The sequence below is a fragment of the Marinovum sp. J2-8 genome (assembly GCF_055808435.1).
Map to the genome: position 1 here is coordinate 39,895 of NZ_JBVVRZ010000004.1, position 17,648 is coordinate 57,542.

Genomic DNA, 17,648 nt, shown 5'->3' on the forward strand with positions numbered 1-17,648 from the left:
TGCGATGCGCGACAGGCCCTTTCCTATCGGACCTATCGCGCAGCTTTGTTGCAATAACGCGCTCAAAACAACCGTTTCAGACCGCGATTCCGCTTTGGATCACACGACGCGACAAGGGAGGTCCCGCCCCGCAAAGAATGCATCGAGATTATCCGCCGCCATATGCCCCATCGCGGTGCGCACCTCTTCGGTTGCGGACCCGATATGCGGCAGCAGCGTGACGTTTTCCATTTTGCGCAGGATTTCCGGCACCTCTGGCTCTTTGGCAAAGACATCGAAACCGGCCCCGGCGATGCGTTCCTCGGCCAGTGCTGCAATCAGGGCATCCTGGTCAAGACTGTCGCCACGCGCGGTATTGATCAAATAGGCCGAGGGCTTCATGCGGGCAATATGCGCGGCGGTGACCAACGGTGTGTCGCCACCGCCCGGCACATGCACGGACACCACATCCGCCGCCGCCATCACAGCATCAATGCTGTCCAACCTTTTGGCGGGGAAACCTAAATCGCCCACCGGTGAGCGGTTATAATAGGCGATTTTCATGCCAAACCCGACCGCCGCCCGATGCGCCACGGCCTGACCGATGCGGCCCATCCCGATAATGCCCAGCACCTTGCCCTGAATGCTGGAGCCCAAGCCATCGACAATGGAAAACCCGGTCCATCGCCCCGCGCGCAGTATTTTCTCGGCGGCAAAGGCCCGGCGGGTGACCGATAAAATCAACAGCAATGCGGTGTCGGCGGTGGCATCCGTCAGAACATCCGGCGTATTCGAAACGGCAATGCCTGTTGCCTTGGCCGCGTCGACATCTATGTTGGAATAGCCGACACCGACATTGGCAATCATCCGCGTCTTGCACCCCTTGGCCTGTAGCATCTCTGCGGTGATCCGGTCACTGACAGTCGGCACCAGGGCCTCATACGTGCAGAGCGCCCGGCCAATGGCCGCAGGCGTCAACGGCCTGTCGTCGGGGTTGAAAGTCGCCTCGTAATTTGCGGCAAGACGCGCCTCAACCGCCGGTGTCAGCTTCCGCAGCACCAGAATTTTGGGTTTTTCCGATCGCGTCGTCATGTGCGTGCGGCTTCAAACTTTGCCCAGGCTTCTTCCAGCTTGTTGATATCAAATCCGGGTTCGCGGGCGGGGCCAAGCACGATGCTTTCGCTGGCGATCACGGTTTCGATTGCGCGTTTGAGATCGGGAATGACTTCGTCCGGAATGACCAGCGCGCCATGGCGGTCGGCGTGAATCAACTCGCCCTGTGCGACCCGCATCCCCATGACGCTGACGTCGGTGCCGATATCGACAACATGGACAAAACCGTGGCTTGGCCCGAGCGATCCGGCCAGCACCGGAAAACCTTCATCAATGACATCAAGGTCGCGCAAGACGCCATTGGTCACCGCCCCCGCAAGGCCAAGACCCTTGTGAACGGCAACATGCACTTCGCCCCACCAGCCGGCGATACAATTTGGGTAATCGACATCCTCGACCACCGCCGCAGTTGGCCCGTTACCGGCCGCCATTGATCGGAAATACTCCATCCGGCGGGCCCGGATGACATCCGGGGCCTCGTTCGGGGGCGCAAGACCGGAAATGCGCGCCGTCCGTGCGAACCCGACAATGGCCGGATCGCCGGGTTTGGAATGCTGCATTGTGCCGCGCGTGAAACGGTTGAACCCCCGCTTGCCCTGCGCCACTTCAATCGCGTTGCAAACCGTCGGGGTGTCAACCTTGCGCAGCAGCGCCAAAAGATCGTCAGGAAGTGCTGTGTCGGTCATGGATCTTGTCCTCTTCAGAGAAAATTCTGTTCCGCGATATGTGTCAGCCTGCGGTCCAACCGCCGTCGACCAACAGCGATGTCCCGGTGACAAGTGCGGCGGCATCAGAGGCCAGATAGATCACCGCCCCCATGATATCTTCGACCTCGCCGATGCGACCCAGCTTGATCTTTTCCTTGACCCAGGCCGCGCGCTCGGGGTTGTCGAATGTCTGGTCGGTCAGCGGGGTGCGGATGAAAGTGGGGCAAATCGCATTGATGCGGATCTGGTCTGCGCCCCATTCGATGGCCATGGCCTTGATCATGCCCTCAAGACCATGTTTGGACGCGCAATACACCGCGCGGTCGACACCGCCGACACGGCCCATTTGGCTGCCGATGTGGATGATTGAACCGCCGGTATCGGCCATGCATTTCGCTGCGGCCACCGACAGGAAATAGGCCCCCCGCAAGTTCACCCCCATAACGGCATCGAAATCTTCGGGCGTTGTTTCAAGCGCGGGACCGTGACGGGCAAGCCCCGCAGAATTGACCACCACGTCAAGCCGCTGACCATTCAGGGCCTCTGTAAGGGCGGGTTGATCGGCAATGTCCAACACCAATGCCTCGGCCGACCAACCTTCGGCCTGCATCTCCTGAACCGTGTCGTCCAGGCGGTCACGCCCGCGCGCGGCACAGATGACATGTGCACCCATTTCGGCCAATGCCACCGCGCATGCCTGACCGATGCCCGATGAGGCCCCCGTCACCAAGGCGCGTTTGCCGTCCAGGCGCAGGGAAGGTGTGCGCGGCAAACTCACTCTGCCGCCTCCGGCAGGGCAGCAGGGCCGCCATATGGGACGTTGATGCCGCCATAGCGACGCACGCGCACATTGCATTGCTCGGCGTGGCCCACGAAGCCCTCCAACAGGCAAAGGCGCGACCCGTAAGCGCCAATCAGGGCTGCGGCCTCGTCTGTGGTCACCTTTTGATAGCTGTGTGTTTTCAGGTATTTGCCGACCCAAAGCCCGCCGGTATAGCGACCGGCCTTTTTGGTTGGCAACGTGTGGTTCGTGCCGATCACCTTGTCACCATTGGCCACATTGGTTCGTGGCCCAAGGAACAGCGCGCCGTAACAGGTCATATGCTCCAGGAACCAATCGTCGCGGTCGGTCATCACCTGAACATGTTCGCTTGCAATATCATCGGCGACGGTCAGCATCTCGTCATAGCTGTCACAGACGATCACCTCGCCGTAGTCTTCCCAGCTCACTCTGGCGGTGCCCGCAGTGGGCAGAAGGCCAAGCAGGCGGTCAATCTCGGACATGGTGTCCTGTGCCAGCTTTTCCGAATTGGTCAGCAGCACACAGGGGCTGTTATAGCCATGTTCCGCCTGCCCCAGAAGGTCGGTCGCGCACAATTCGGCATCGGCGGCGGTTTCATCCGCGATCACCATGGTTTCGGTGGGGCCGGCAAACAGATCAATGCCGATCCGGCCAAAAAGCTGACGTTTGGCTTCGGCGACAAAGGCATTGCCGGGCCCGACAAGCAAATGCACCGGATCAATGCTTTCGGTGCCGATGGCCATTGCGCCGACGGCCTGAATGCCACCCAGAACATAGATCTCATGCGCGCCGCCAAGATGTATCGCCGCGATCACCCCCGGATTCGGTTCCCCGTTGAAGGGCGGCGTACAGGCGATGATGCGCGGCACGCCCGCAACGGATGCGGTGGCGACCGACATATGTGCGCTGGCCACCATCGGAAATTTGCCGCCGGGAACATAGCAGCCCACCGATTGCACGGGGATATTCTTGTGGCCCAAAATGACACCGGGCATCGGCTCTACCTCGATGTCCAGCATGGAATCGCGCTGCGCCTTGGCAAAATTGCGCACCTGCTCCTGAGCGAACTTGATGTCAGCGAGGTCCTGCGGGCTGACTTTGGCGATGATTGCCTCGATCTCTTCTTCGGTCAGCCGATAGGTGCTGCGATCATATTTGTCGAACTTCACCGACAAATCACGCACCGCCGCATCGCCACGCGTTTCGATATCTTTGAGTGTCGAGGCCACAACGGCGGCGGTCTTGGCGTCGTCTTCGGCACGATCTGCGGCGGGTTTCCCGCGTTTGAGATAGGTGATTGTCATGTGGGATCTCCAGTCATGTCTGAACCATGTTGTCTGACGGTGGCCCCGCCTGAAGTGCAGGGAATGCGGGCCACCTGAGGTATCTTTGTGGTGCGCGCAGTGCGGTTACGCTGGTTGCAGGCTCTGGTTCTGATGGGCCTCGGTCGCCTTGCGGGACAGGACGACAAGCCCACCAAACACCAGCACCGCAGTCAGTGTCGCCCACCAGGGCGGCAGCAATGCCAGAGTAACCGGCACAAACCAGAGCACACGTGACAGCCCGCCCCAAGGCAGCCGAGCACCGCCCAGAAGATGCGCGACAGCCAGCGCAAAGACCGCCCCCGACAGCACCGCACGGGCAATGCCCTCGGCCCCGCCGCCGCCCAACATGCCCGGATAAGCAATGAACAGCATCGGCAGCGCATAGGCGGTCGCCCCAAGCCGAAGGGTCTCTATCGCTACCTTCATCCAGGGTGCCTGGGCGATGGTGGCCGCGACAAACACCCCAAGACAGACCGGCGGCGTAATCACCGACAGCGCGGCGTAATACAGAACGAACATATGCACGACCAACGGGTCGATCCCCTGTTGGATCAGGGCCGGTGCAAAAACCGCGGCAACCATCACATAGGCGGCGGAGGTAGGCAGGCCCATGCCCGCGATCAGGCAGACCACTGCCATCAATCCGGCGATCACCCAGATTTGCCCCTGCCCGATTGCCAGCACCGCCGACGTCACCGCCACCCCGAACCCGGTCAGGTTGATCATTGCCACAAAGACCTGCGCGCCCACCAACAGGATGCCGACGATGACAACGCCCTTGCCGCCGGCCTCCAGTGCCCGAATGATGATGCCGAATACCGCGCGGGGGTCTTCACCACCGGAAATCCGGGCGACAAAAACGGCGACCAACATGGCAATCATGCCGAAACAGGCCGTCAATTCGACGGAATAGCCGTTGATAACGCCAAATCCCAACCCCAACAGCGCCGCCACAATCGGTGCCAGCCGCCGGAAGCTCATCGCGCCGCGCCAATCCGGCAGATCATCGGCGTTCACCGCGCGAAAGCTTTGGCGGCGCGCGATGACATGCACGGTAGAATAGATGCCAAGATAGAAAAGCAGCGCCGGAACAACCCCGGCAAGGGCGATGGACCAGTAATTCATGCCCACCAGTTCCGCCATGACAAACGCCGCGGTCCCCATGATCGGCGGCGCAAGCTGCCCCCCGGTCGAGGCAATGGCCTCTACCGCGCCGGCATAGGCGGGTGGATATTTCAACCGCTTCATCAACGGGATGGTAAAATTGCCCGTTGTGGCAACATTGGCCACGGTCGACCCGTTGATCGCGCCGAAAAAGCCCGAGGCAAAGGTCGCGATTTTGGCCGCGCCGCCCGGGCGCGCACCACCAAGCCGCGCAGAAAGATCAAAAAACGTCTCGCCCGCGCCGGTGTGCAGCAGGATCGCGCCAAACAGCACAAAGGCCGCAAGCGTCGTCGATGCCACGTTGACCAGCATCCCCCAAAGGCCGCGATCGGACAGAAAGATGATTTCCGTCAAATAACCCGCATCAAACCCACGATGGCCGAATTGACCGGGGATGAGATAGCCGAAAAACGCATAGGCCACAGAGGCCAGCACAATCATCGGGAACACCCAATTCGAGGTGCGGCGCGCCAATTCCAGCACACAGAGCAAGGTGCCGAACCCCATCACCATGTCCCAGCTGGTGGCCCAGGGCAGATCGGTCATTATGGCTTCGAAATTGCCGATGATATACGTGCCCGAAGCTGTCACCGTCACAACGATTGCCGCGTCGATCACCATGCCCAGCGGGCGCCAGCGGCTGCCGCCAAACAGGGGGTGCATCATCACGGCAAGCGACACGATGGTCATCACGAACAACGCGCGCTGCACCAGAATTCGAATGGTCCGTTAAAGGAGGTATAGAATACGAAAGCCCCCAACAGGACGGCCAGCGCAGCAATGGTCGTTTGACGGACCTTTGCGAGGAAAGGAAGATCGGGCATCTCGGCACCTTTGGGCAAGAGATTGAATGAACGGGGCAGCCACAGGCCCGCCCCGTCAACAACACATCTGGATCGTTACTTGAGCCGATCAGGCACAGTCAGGCCGATTTCTTCGTAGTAACGAACCGCCCCGGGGTGCAGCGGGCTGGTGGCATATTGCAGCGTCAACTCGGGCAGGTTGTTGCCCTTGACCGCAGGAAAGGCCGCTTCTTGCGCCGCCATGTTTTCCATCACCGCCTTGGTGATGTCATAAGCGGTCTGGTCATCCATATTCGGGCGCGCCGACACGCCGATCATGAAACCCCATGATGTGTAAGGGCCGGAATTTTCCATGTCACCGCCGGGCATCTCGACAATCGAAAGTTCCGGCAATTCTTCGCGAATTTGCGCTTCCTGCGCATCGTCGAGACCCAGCACCTGCACCGGCGTGAAGGCCGCAATATCGGTGGTCAGCGCGTCAAAGGATGTGCCGACCGCGCTTTTGATGAAACCGGCGGATCGGTTGTCCCGGATTGCATTGGCCAGTTCGCCATTGGACCCGCGCACCCAGTCCGGCGCGATCCCGAACAGCTCAAAAACTTCAAGCGAGGTCGCCTCGGTCGAGGAACCGCGCGCCCCAGGACCAAATGCCATGCCGTTCAGATCCGCAAATTCGGTGACCCCGGAATCGCGGCGCACCACAACGTTTTGCGGCGCCAGCGAATAGGCCCAAAGCAGCCGGGATTCGACCGCGCGCCCGTCAAAGGATTTCACGCCGTTATAAGCATGATAAAGCGTCGACGTTGTGATCAAACCGATATCCAGCTGATCCCGCGACATGCGTTTGAGATTGTCGACCGTCGCGCCGGTTTCCACCACCGAGGCCTGATAACCGTCAGGATAGGCGCTGTTTACGATATTGGCCAATGCGGCAAAATAGGCGTAATGCGCGCTTTGCGAATTGGTCGCGCCAAAGGCAAGCCGCGTCTCTGCGGCAGCCGGAATGCTTGCTCCCAGACCCGCGATTGTCAAAGCTGCGGTCGAAATCAGAGTTCTTGAATTTCATGTTGTGCCTCCCAGTAACATGGGCCCCAAAAAAATTTGGTGCCTGCGCGGGAAAGAACAACAAAATGAAAAAAGCTGCAACGATTTCGCAATGCAGTGAAATTATTTCACTATCCGCTTTCACGCTCCTGCATTTCACCTTGCAAGATTCGTATATCGCCTGAATCGAACGACGCTTCGGCGCTGGTGATGATGTCGACCGCCTGGTGCAACATCCGACGCAGCGGCTGGCGCACCGTTGTCAGGCGATAGGCGGCCCAGGACGCCATTGGAATATCGTCAAAGCCGATGACCGCAATGTCCTGTGGCACCGAAACGCCGGCAATGCGCGCCGCATCCAGAAAGGCTATGGCCATGATATCATTGGCACAAAATACCGCATCCGGCAGTGGCCGCTGGCCAAGGAGGTCCTGAGCGGCACGGAAGGCTTGTTGATAGTCGAACCCGCCATCCAACTGTCTATAGATAGGTGTTCCTGCTTCTTCGAGGTGATCGCGAAATCCGCGCATCCGCTCTAAATGGGTAGAGGTGTCGCGCCGCCCCCCGACAAAGGCAATCCGTTGTCGACCCGCCGTCAGAAACCGTGACGCAATCTGTTGGGCGCCGCCGTAGTTGTCGCAGCACACCGCCATCATGGTATTGTCCGTTTGCACACGATTCAAAAGCACCGCCGGCAACCCGTTCTCGCGGCACAAGCGCGCCATGTCCGAGGTCATTGTCGAACTTGCCAGGATCACACCTTCTGTCCGAAAATCAAGCACTTGCCGCATGATTGTATCCACCTCCTCGGCTGAGGGCACGACATGCACAATTGCTTTCAGCCCGCGTTCGGGCAACTGGCGCACCAGCTCGTCAACCGCGTTCGGGTAAAACGGGTTGTGCAGCTCGCTGACCACCATCGCGATGGTATTGGTCGCCTGTTTGGAAAGGGTCTTGTCGACGTTGCTGACATAACCCAGCCTCGCCGCCGCGGCAAAAATTGCCTTTCGCTTATCCTCGGCAATGGGCGCATCAGACCGATACGCCCGCGAAACAGCCGAAGTGGACACCCCGGCAAGGTCGGCAACATCTTTGGCGGTAATCTTTTTCATACTTTGTCTATAGCCACACCAGACGCGTGCGTGAAATACTTTCATCGCGCCTGACGTCCAAAGGGCCCGCCAAATCCCTGGCGACAGAGCACGAGACCGCGCTGCCCCTCGAAATTCAGGGGCTTCAGCTACGCATTCTACAAATTTCGACTAACTTTCACCGATGGAAGCAACCCCGTGACGCCAAATGGCTTTTGGGATCTGCAATTGACGTCCTGATACCCTGCATGATGACACTAAACACAATGAATTCCCGCTTTCGACCTCACGTTTTTCTTGAAATTTGTTAGCGGCATCCGACACTTTATGCTCCTCGCTACCGCTCACCGCGCTTGTCTTTTGGCAACTGCACCACGCTGACGATCAATGACCGCTCTTCGGCAACTTCCGGGCCTTGGGTGAATATGTTCAATGATCCGCTTTATTGATCTCGTCAAAGTGGCGAAGACCCCAGTCGCGCAATCATGGCAACTCAATTCGCAGGCATACCCCAAGCGGAGAACGTTTATACCAACGCGCGGCGAAATTTCACCATGGTCATGGCGCGTTGCAAAGCCGTCTCGCCCCAACGCGGGAAACGTCTGGGCAAGCATCATTTGCCAGATCCAATCCGTGAGTTAGCGCTTTGCCGCGCCGCGCGGGTCGTCTACCATATCTTCGCATCCAAACCTGACATGCTTGTGGGAACGAAGACGTGAACCGTGGCACTTTCGATCTTCGCCTGCTGGGCTATTTCCACCGCACCGCACAGACCGGCAATATCACGCGCGCGGCGGCAGAGCTCAATGTGGCGCAGCCTACGCTGTCCAAGGCGCTCAAGTTGTTGGAAGATCAGGTCGGCACACCGCTGCTGGAACGGCATGCACACGGGATTTCATTGACGCCGATTGGTGCGCGACTGGCCGAACATGCGGCGGTGGTGGTGGCGCAGGTCAATGATGCCGCCGCCGAAATGGCGCAATTGCAGACCGGACAGGGCGGCCATGTGCAGATCGGCGCCGGTCCATCCTGGGTGCGGCGCATGCTGCCCGAGGCGGTCAGCCGGATCACGACGCAACGGCCCGACATGATGATCGAGGTGCACACCGGGTTTGACGAGTCGCTGCTGGAGCGGCTGGCCAAGGGCGCGCTCGATTTCGTGGTCGCCGAACGGCCGCTGGACGGCGAAAGCGGGAACCTGGAATTCCGCTTGCTGACCGCAGACGACCTGATCGTCGTGGGACGGGCGGACCATCCGTTGGCCCGGCGCAAGTCAGTGTCGACGTTGGATGCATTGGCGATGGCCTGGGCACTGCCACCGGGGGATACGCTGGCGCGGCGCAAGCTTGACGGGCGGGTGATCAGCCTTGGCCATTCTCCGCCGCAGGCCCATGTGGTGTCGACATCGCTGACCTTCCTGCTGACCCACGCAAGCCAGACCGACACGCTGGTCTATACGACGCGCTCACAGCTTTTGACGCCCGAAGCGGCCCAGCTGGTGGAAATCGACGTGCCGGAGCTGGTGACCAACCGTCAGGCCGGGTTGATCTATCGCAGTCCCGGATTGTTGACCCCGGCGGCGCGGGTGATTGCCGATGCATTGATCGAGGAATGCGCCGCGGATCCGTTCAACTAAGGCATAGCCAGCGGCTATGGAGAGAGCAATTCTTTTCATTTCCGGAATGCCATCCGTCTGAGGTACACCCAATAACAAGCGATGCGGGAGGTATCGCAATTGCCACTCATGGGAGGTCACATGGCTCTTTTTACTGGACATACAAAACCCCTGCGCACCGGTCTTGCGGCCAGCGCACTGGCGCTCTGCGCGTCGCTGGCTTCGGCTGCGGAAACGCCGATCACCATCGTCATCAACCAATCGCCGTGGTTTCCCGGCTTTCAGGCGGTGGTCGAGAAATACGAAGAAGAAACCGGCAATACCGTCAACCTTGACGTCAATCCCTTTGCCGGCAGCCTGGAAAAACAGCGCACCGCCGTGCGTTCGGACGCCAGCCCCTTTGACATCCTGATCATGAACGCGGGCTTTTTCGTCGAATTCTATACCGGCGGCTTCATGCAGCCGCTGACCGATATCGACGCCGATTTCGCCTTGGGCGAGGACATCTTCACCTTCGATGACAGCGTCTGCTGGGACGAGGCTGCCGCCACCATCACATGCGACGGCAACGGCAAGCTGGTCAGCGTGCCGGTCAACCCTTTCCTGCCGCTCCTGCACTACCGCTCGGACCTCTACGAGGAGCACGGGCTCGAGGTGCCCACGACCTGGACCCAGCTTTATGAAAACGCCAAAGTATTGCACAACCCCCCGGGGATGTACGGCATTTCTCAGCGCGGGCAGCGCGGCGCCTTTGACGTCACCTTTGACGTATTTCCCTATATCCTGAGCCACGGCGGCGGCATCATCGCCGATCAGAAGGGCGGCGATTTCACCGTGACCATCAACAGCCCGGAGACGCTGGCCGGAATGAAAACCTACCTGCGGCTGGCGAACGAGGTCGGGCATCCCTCGACCGCCGGGCAGACCCAGACCAATGTGATCCAGAACATGGCGACCGGTCGCGCGGGCCATATTCAGGGCGTGCCTGCTCCGGCGCAGTTCGACGATCCCAAGCAATCGGCCGTGGTCGGCAAGGTCGACTACGCGGTTGTTCCCGGTACGGATGAATTCGGCCCCGCACCGGGTCTCGGACATTGGCTGGCAGGTGTTCCGAAAAACATCGCCGACGAGAACAAGCAGGCAGCGGTGGCTTTCCTGACATGGTTCCAGACCGATGCGGCGCAGCGTGCTTACGCCGAGGCCGGGTCGCCTCCGGTGAGCGGGGCGGTGATGACGTCGGACATGGCCGATCAGGAACCTTATCGCTACATGCGCGCCCTGGCGGCCTCCATCCCCAACGCTCAACTGACCTTCACCATCCCCGAGGCCAGCCAGGTCCTTGCCGTGACCGAGTTGCGGCTGAACCAGGCTATCGGCGGTGAAATCGAGCTGAAAGAGGCGCTCAACATGGCCGCGGAAGAGATTGCCAAGGTGCTGTCCGACGCGGGCTACGACGCGCCGACGCTCGATCCGCTCCAGTAACCTCCCCGGTGGTCGCGGCCTCGTCCGCGGCCACCAAATGCAACGGAGCCCGTCCCATGAAAACCGATACCTTCTGGCGTCACGCGACGCTATGGCCCGCGCTTGTCCTTTTTGCGCTTCTGACCATCCTGCCGCTGATGAAACTCTTTGCGCTCAGCTTCCATGACGTGGAGTGGGTCAACCGCGAAGCGGTCTGGGACTGGGTCGGGTTGTCCAATTACGCCAAGCTGCCGCAGGACAATCTGCTGCGCGCCGGGGCGCTGAACACGCTGATCTTTGCGGTGGTTGCCGTGGCGCTGCAAATGCTGCTTGGTTTCATCCTTGCCTTGCTGACCACGCGGGTGGTGCGGGGGCGGGTGTTCTACCGGACCGTTTTCATCCTGCCGATCCTTGTGCCCGGCATTATCATCGGCGCGATCTGGAAGCTGATGTATTCTTATGACTTTGGCGTATTGAACAGCATCCTCATGGCGCTGGGACTTGCCCCGCAGGACTGGCTGGGCAGCCCCGATCTTGCGCTGTTGTCCGTGATCATCGTTGATGTCTGGCATTGGACGCCGTTCTGTTTCCTGCTGCTGCTCGCCGGGCTTGAAAGCCTGCCGGACGACATCTTTGAGGCCGCCAAGATCGACGGCGCCACCCGCTGGCAAGAGCTGCGTCACATCACCCTGCCGCTGATGCTGCCGACCATCGCCGTGACCTTTGTCTTCCGCATGATCCTTGCGTTCAAGGTATTCGACGAAATCTATCTGTTGACCGGCGGCGGACCGGGCACCTCGACCGAGGTGATCAGCTTCACCATCTATCGCCGTTTCTTCACCGAGGATCAGACCGGCTATGGCGCCGCGATGTCCATCGCCGTGATCGCGGTGATTGCCGCCGGCATCATTGCCGCCACCCGCGCCACCGCCGGCAAAGGAGCCAAGGCATGACCCATGCATCTGACACCCACCAGCCGCTCGCCACGCCGCAGCGCCGTTTCGCCCTGACTGACGGTCAGGTCGCGGTGATCCGCCACCTTATCCTGATGAGCTTTGCGCTGGTTGTGCTGTTTCCGTTCTTCTGGATCGTTTCAGCCGCCTTCAAGACCCAGATTGATTTGTTGATGGGGCGTATCCTGTTCGAACCCAATCTCGACGGATTTACCAAGGTCATCTTCGACAAGACCTCGGATTTCCTGCGTAACTTCGGCAATTCCATGGTGATTGGCGCGATCAGCACCTTCCTCGTGTTGGTGATCGCGACGCTGGCGGCCTTCTCGCTCTATCGTCTGCAATGGCCGGGCTGGGTGCTGCATTCGCTGCTGGGCTGGTCCGTGATCTTTCACATGGTGCCGCCGATTACATTGGCGGGGGCGTGGTATTCGATGTTCCGTTCTGTTGGCCTCGACAACACCTATTCCGGCATCATCCTGGCCCATACGACGCTGCATCTGCCGATGGCGCTTTGGATGATGGGGGTCTTTGTCCGTGATGTGCCGAAAGAGCTGGTCGAGGCCGCCCAGATCGACGGCGCCAAGGTGCCGCATATCCTCTGGCATGTGGTGCTGCCGATCGTGCGGCCCGGATTGGCAGCCACCGGCATTCTGACCTTCATCTTCAGCTGGAATGAATTCCCGGTCGTGTTGGTGCTCAGCCAGCGACAGACCGCCACCGTACCGCTTGGCATTGGCAAATACGCCCAGGAAAACACCATCGCCTTTACGGAAATGGCTGCGGCCTCGACCCTGTCGATCCTGCCTGCCTTCCTGCTGCTGCTCTTTGCCCAGCGTTTCATTGTCCGCGGCCTGACCTCTGGCGCTGTGAAATAGGAATTCCCGATGAAAACCGTTCTTGTACTCTTTGACTCGCTCAATCGCCGCGCACTGTCGCCCTATGGCGGCGACACGGTGCCCACCCCGAATTTTGACCGGCTGGCCGCGCGCAGTGCCCGGTTCGACAATCACCACGTCGGATCCATGCCCTGCATGCCCGCCCGGCGGGATCTGATGACCGGGCGCATGTCCTTTCTGCATCGCAGCTGGGGGCCGATCGAACCCTACGACGTGACCTTCCCCGAGGTGCTGAGCCGTGACAAAGGCGTCTACAGCCACTTTGTCACCGATCATTTCCACTATTGGGAAGATGGCGGCGCGACCTATCACAACCGCTATGACAGCTACGAATTCTTTCGTGGACAAGAAGGCGACCGCTGGAAAGGCGTCGTCGCCCCCGACTGGCCCGGGATCGAAAAACGCTTTGATCCCGGTCAGGTGTCACGCAAACCGCGCAGCTATCCGCGCCACAACGTGGTCAACCGCGACTATCTGGAGGACGAGGCCGCACATCCCAGTTTTCAGACCTTTGCCGCCGGTGTCGAATTTATCGAACACAACAAGACCGCCGAGGATTGGTTCCTTCAGATCGAAACATTTGCCCCGCATGAGCCGTTTTTTGCGCCCAAGCGGTTCCGCGACATTGCCGGCGCGCGCGCCGATGGTCCGGCGCTGGATTGGCCGGAATATGGCCACAGCGACCGCCCGCTAGAGGAAAAGGACGAGCTGCGCGCCAGTTATCATGCCTCGCTTGCGATGTGTGACGAACTTCTGGGGCAGGTGCTTGATGTCTTTGACCGCGACAACCTGTGGGACGACACCGCGCTGATTGTGACCACCGATCACGGCTTCCTGCTGGGCGAACATGATCTTTGGGCCAAAAACCGCATGGCGCTATATCAGGAAATCGCCCAGATCCCGCTGTTCATCCATGATCCGGCCCATCTCGCAGCGGCGGGCACAACGGTGGCCGGCCTCAGCCAGACCCCTGATCTGGCCGCAACAATCCTCGATCTTTATGACGCCCCGCGCCCGGATCAGATGGCCTCGCCCTCGCTGCGCCCGATGCTGGCGGGACAGGCATCGCCGCATGAGGCGCTGATCTATGGCTTCTTTGGCGGCGCAGTGAATCTGACCGATGGGCAATACAGCTATCACCGGTATCCGGCGAATGTGGAAACCCAGGAAATCTATCAATACACGCTGATGCCGACGCATATCTTTGACTTCTTCCACCCAGAGGAGCTGACACAGGCGAAACTGGCCCCGCCCACCCCGTTCAGCCGCGACATGCCGCTTTTGCGGGTGCCGGTCAGTTCGAAATCGGCGATGTACAACACCTATGGACCCGGCTGTCTGATCGAGGATGAAACCCGGCTCTATGATCTGGCGCGCGACCCTGGACAGACAGCGCCATTGGACACCCCCGCGCTTGAGGCACAGCTGGCGGCACAAATGGCCGATCTGATGCGCGGGCTGGATGCCCCACAAGAGGCCTTTGCCCGGATCGACCTTTTGCCCGAAGCTGTCCCGGCATGATCCACGATTGGCAACATCAGGTGGCAGATCTGCGCCAACTGGCCGCCGTGCGGCGGATCACGCTGGATGATGGGCCGGAACGCGGCGTGCGCGCGCTCAGCTTTGACACCGGCGGCGGGTTGGCCTTTTGGGTGCTGGCCGATCGCAGCCTTGATATCGGCCCGCTCAGCTTTCGCGGCATGCCACTGGCCTGGCAGCATCCGGCGGGGTTCGTCGCGCCGGGGCAACATGATGCAGAGGCCGACAGCGGCACCGGCATCCAGCGCAGCCTGTCGGGGTTTCTCGTCACTTGCGGGTTGGACAATGCCCGCCAACCGCGCGCGGGCATGCCGCTGCATGGCAGCCTGCCGCTGACCCCGGCCCATGTCACCGCCTGCGGGGCGGATTGGGATCGCCCCGATCCGATGCTTTTTGCCACGGGTGAGGTCACCACCGCCCATCTCGGCGGCGCCTGTTTCCGGCTGCATCGCCGGATCGAGGCCCCGGTGGGCGGCGCGACGATGACGCTGATCGACCGGGTGGAAAACATCGGGCCGGAACCGGCGGAAATGCACATTCTCTATCACACCAATTTCGGCTATCCGTTGGTCGCCGCCGACACCACCGTGCGGCTGGATGGCGTGCCGCTGTCATTGGGGGATCAACACACCGCATGCCACCCCACGCCAAAGGGCGGCAGCGCCGACATCAGCCGCGCCGCCAGTGACGGCTGGCCGTCGGCCAAGGTCCAGATCGAAAGCGATTTGCCCTTTGTTCAGTTTTGGCGCGATGCCCGCCCCCGGCGCAACGTGCTGGCGATTGAACCGTCCAATTGCGACCGCACCGCCGACGGCACCAGCGGCCCCGGCACGTGGCTGGCCCCCGGCGAAAGCTGGCAATCACACCAAAAATACACCTTTTTATCCGGCAATCAGGAGGAATGACATGGCACATGTTCGGCTGAACAACCTGTCCAAAAGCTATGGCAAGGTCGATGTGATCAAAGATGTCTCGCTTGACATCAAGGACGGCGAATTTGTCGTGCTGATCGGCCCGTCGGGCTGTGGCAAATCCACCCTGTTGCGCATGATCGCCGGGTTGGAAAGCATCACATCCGGCACGCTACAGATTGGCGGCGCCCCGATGAATGATGTGCCGCCACGGGATCGCGGCATCTCGATGGTGTTTCAAAGCTATGCGCTTTACCCGCATATGAACAGCGCCGACAATATGTCGTTTTCCCTCAAACTCGCGGGCGAAGACGAACCCCAGCGGCGCAGCAAGGTCGACCGCGCGGCCGATATCCTGGGGCTTGGGCCTTATCTGGATCGGTTGCCAAAACAGCTTTCGGGCGGACAACGCCAGCGCGTTGCCATGGGCCGCGCCATCGTGCGCAAACCAGAGGTGTTCCTGTTTGACGAACCGCTGTCGAACCTTGATGCCAAGCTACGGGTCAAGATGCGGGCCGAGCTGAAAGAACTGCATCAGAAACTGAAAACCACCACGATTTATGTCACCCATGATCAGGTCGAGGCGATGACACTCGCCGATCGCATCGTTGTGTTGCGCGATGGGGAAATCGAACAGATCGGCACCCCGCTAGAGCTTTATGACAATCCGGCCAATGCTTTTGTCGGGGCGTTCCTTGGATCGCCGACGATGAACCTGCTGGACCTCGAGGTGTCGGCCGAGAACCCCTCAGAGGCGCGTTTTTCCGATGGTGAGGCCCTGCGGCTTGCCGCGCCGGCGGCACCGGGACGGGCGACCGTGGGCATTCGCCCCGAATGTTTCGCGCTGCAATCCGAAGCCGGATCCGGGGCACTGCGTGCCGAGGTTGTGGTGGTCGAACCGACAGGGGCCTCCACGGAACTGGTGGTGCGCAAGGCCGGGCAGAACATCACCGTCCTGTCACACGAGCGTCTGGCGATCAATCCCGGTGACAGCGTCTGGCTGGTTCCGAATGCGGAACGCGTGCATGCCTTTCCCGACGGGGCTGCGGCCTGAAAAACCCGCGCGCCCTGACCTGCGCCCCTGACCTGCTAACCGGGCCCCATGTCCCGGTCCCCATGTCCCGACCTGAGCGGTCCCTGGATCGTTTCAGGGCGGGGCCAATCGTCACGACACGCGCAGGAAGGCGGCTGTTCAATCGGCCGAGGTCGATGTGCGTTTGATCAGCGTACTTTTGTAAATCAGGTTCACCACCTGATCGTCCTCTTGCGCGATCCGAACGCGCATCCGGTCCCATGCGGCATTGGCAATCGCATCAACCGGTTGCGCCACGGTCGTGATCGGCACGCGGCGGGCGGTCATCCACAACGAATCGTGAAACCCGGCCAGCATGACGTCCTTCGGCGGTTGAATCCCCCGCGAGGCAAAGGTCGACAGGGCGGCCAGTGTCATCACATTGGTCAGCCCGATCACTGCCTTGGTCTGCGGGTTGTCATCCAGCCAGCAACCCAGTTTGTCGGCGGCGGCTTCTGCGTCCGGGCCCGCAACCAATGTGTTGACGGTCATGGCGCGGGCTTCGCGCGCACAATCTTCGATGCCGCGAATACGCTCTTTCTGGGTGAAAATCTTGTCGCTGGTGGCCAGCACAAGAAGCGACCGCGCGTCCATTTCAATCAAATGCCGTGCCACTTCCCAACCCGAGGCGAAATCATCGGATGTAATCGTGTCATATTTTGACTTTGCAGGGTTCACCCGGTCCACGGCGACAACCGGGACATCGGGATATTCCTTCAGCAACATGTCGGGAATTGACTCGATACAGGGCACAAGGATCAAACCGCTGGGACGCCACCCCATCAGCGCACGAAGCCGGTCTTGTTCAATCTTCAGATCATCGCGCGAACAAGAGACAATGACCTGATATCCGGCATCTTCGGCCCTGGATTTAATCAGCGAGATGAACCGGTTAAGAAAGAGGTCTTCGAGATTGGGCACCAGAACCGCTATGATTTTGGTGCGCCGCGTCCGCAATTGCGCCGCCACCCGGTCGATGGTGTAACCCAGTTTTTCCGCCGCGCGCCGCACCTTTTGTGCAGAGTCTTCGTTCACGTGTTTCTTGCCCGAAAAGACATGGGAAACCGTCGCCGTCGACACCCCGGCTTCGCGAGCGACATCTTTGATAGATGGCCTTTTCTTCATCTCCTCGGACCTCGCTCTGTCATCAATTGATCTGTGTTAAACAGT

Annotated in this window: 15 protein-coding genes; 7 read left to right on the plus strand and 8 right to left on the minus strand. The window is 60.3% G+C overall.

Going from position 1 to position 17,648, the window contains the following annotated elements; genetic code table 11:
- Positions 1 to 99 precede the first annotated feature (99 nt).
- From AC0L4F_RS13115 to AC0L4F_RS13145, 7 genes are all read right to left on the minus strand, one after another.
- Positions 100 to 1,071 carry a 2-hydroxyacid dehydrogenase gene (locus tag AC0L4F_RS13115; RefSeq protein ID WP_244688976.1) on the minus strand — a complete coding sequence of 324 codons (972 nt, stop codon included), beginning with the start codon at positions 1,069 to 1,071 and terminating at the stop codon, positions 100 to 102.
- On the minus strand, positions 1,068 to 1,778 hold the full coding sequence (locus AC0L4F_RS13120) for an RraA family protein (protein ID WP_244688977.1): 711 nt from the start codon (positions 1,776 to 1,778) through the stop codon (positions 1,068 to 1,070). Before AC0L4F_RS13120 ends, AC0L4F_RS13115 begins: the two co-directional genes overlap by 4 nt.
- A 43-nt stretch (positions 1,779 to 1,821) precedes the next feature.
- Positions 1,822 to 2,577 carry an SDR family NAD(P)-dependent oxidoreductase gene (locus AC0L4F_RS13125; protein WP_244688978.1) on the minus strand — a complete coding sequence of 252 codons (756 nt, stop codon included), beginning with the start codon at positions 2,575 to 2,577 and terminating at the stop codon, positions 1,822 to 1,824.
- Positions 2,574 to 3,905, minus strand: a complete 1,332-nt coding sequence (gene hisD / locus AC0L4F_RS13130; RefSeq protein WP_244688979.1) for a histidinol dehydrogenase — start codon at positions 3,903 to 3,905, stop codon at positions 2,574 to 2,576. Before hisD ends, AC0L4F_RS13125 begins: the two co-directional genes overlap by 4 nt.
- 105 nt (positions 3,906 to 4,010) lie before the next feature.
- Entirely contained in the window at positions 4,011 to 5,801 is a 1,791-nt protein-coding gene (locus AC0L4F_RS13135; protein WP_244688980.1) for a TRAP transporter permease, read from the minus strand.
- A gap of 188 nt (positions 5,802 to 5,989) precedes the next feature.
- The gene (locus tag AC0L4F_RS13140) at positions 5,990 to 6,943 is read right to left on the minus strand and encodes a TAXI family TRAP transporter solute-binding subunit (RefSeq protein ID WP_280520601.1); all 954 of its coding nucleotides are present in this window, start codon (positions 6,941 to 6,943) and stop codon (positions 5,990 to 5,992) included.
- Between the two features lie 125 nt (positions 6,944 to 7,068).
- Positions 7,069 to 8,049, minus strand: coding sequence for a LacI family DNA-binding transcriptional regulator (locus tag AC0L4F_RS13145; protein ID WP_244688982.1), 981 nt, complete (start codon positions 8,047 to 8,049; stop codon positions 7,069 to 7,071).
- Positions 8,050 to 8,743: 694 nt separating this feature from the next.
- On the opposite strand from AC0L4F_RS13145, the gene AC0L4F_RS13150 reads away from it, so the two are divergent.
- The 7 genes from AC0L4F_RS13150 to AC0L4F_RS13180 all read left to right on the plus strand — a co-directional run bounded on the left by AC0L4F_RS13150 (position 8,744) and on the right by AC0L4F_RS13180 (position 16,460).
- On the plus strand, positions 8,744 to 9,664 hold the full coding sequence (locus AC0L4F_RS13150; RefSeq protein ID WP_244688983.1) for a LysR family transcriptional regulator: 921 nt from the start codon (positions 8,744 to 8,746) through the stop codon (positions 9,662 to 9,664).
- A gap of 120 nt (positions 9,665 to 9,784) precedes the next feature.
- Positions 9,785 to 11,125, plus strand: a complete 1,341-nt coding sequence (locus tag AC0L4F_RS13155; RefSeq protein ID WP_244688984.1) for an extracellular solute-binding protein — start codon at positions 9,785 to 9,787, stop codon at positions 11,123 to 11,125.
- 56 nt (positions 11,126 to 11,181) lie between these two features.
- A complete protein-coding gene (locus AC0L4F_RS13160; RefSeq protein WP_244688985.1) occupies positions 11,182 to 12,057 on the plus strand; it encodes a carbohydrate ABC transporter permease in 876 nt (291 codons plus the stop codon).
- Positions 12,054 to 12,935 (plus strand): carbohydrate ABC transporter permease, encoded by an 882-nt coding sequence (locus AC0L4F_RS13165; RefSeq protein WP_244688986.1) that lies wholly within the window; start codon positions 12,054 to 12,056, stop codon positions 12,933 to 12,935. The genes AC0L4F_RS13160 and AC0L4F_RS13165 overlap by 4 nt, the downstream gene beginning before the upstream one ends.
- Before the next feature lie 9 nt (positions 12,936 to 12,944).
- The gene (locus AC0L4F_RS13170; protein ID WP_244688987.1) at positions 12,945 to 14,477 is read left to right on the plus strand and encodes a sulfatase; all 1,533 of its coding nucleotides are present in this window, start codon (positions 12,945 to 12,947) and stop codon (positions 14,475 to 14,477) included.
- The gene (locus AC0L4F_RS13175; protein WP_244688988.1) at positions 14,474 to 15,400 is read left to right on the plus strand and encodes a DUF4432 family protein; all 927 of its coding nucleotides are present in this window, start codon (positions 14,474 to 14,476) and stop codon (positions 15,398 to 15,400) included. Before AC0L4F_RS13170 ends, AC0L4F_RS13175 begins: the two co-directional genes overlap by 4 nt.
- Before the next feature lies 1 nt (position 15,401).
- Positions 15,402 to 16,460 carry an ABC transporter ATP-binding protein gene (locus AC0L4F_RS13180; protein WP_244688989.1) on the plus strand — a complete coding sequence of 353 codons (1,059 nt, stop codon included), beginning with the start codon at positions 15,402 to 15,404 and terminating at the stop codon, positions 16,458 to 16,460.
- 138 nt (positions 16,461 to 16,598) lie between these two features.
- On the opposite strand, the gene AC0L4F_RS13185 is transcribed toward AC0L4F_RS13180, so the two are convergent.
- On the minus strand, positions 16,599 to 17,603 hold the full coding sequence (locus AC0L4F_RS13185; protein ID WP_244688990.1) for a LacI family DNA-binding transcriptional regulator: 1,005 nt from the start codon (positions 17,601 to 17,603) through the stop codon (positions 16,599 to 16,601).
- Between the last annotated feature and the right edge of the window lie 45 nt (positions 17,604 to 17,648).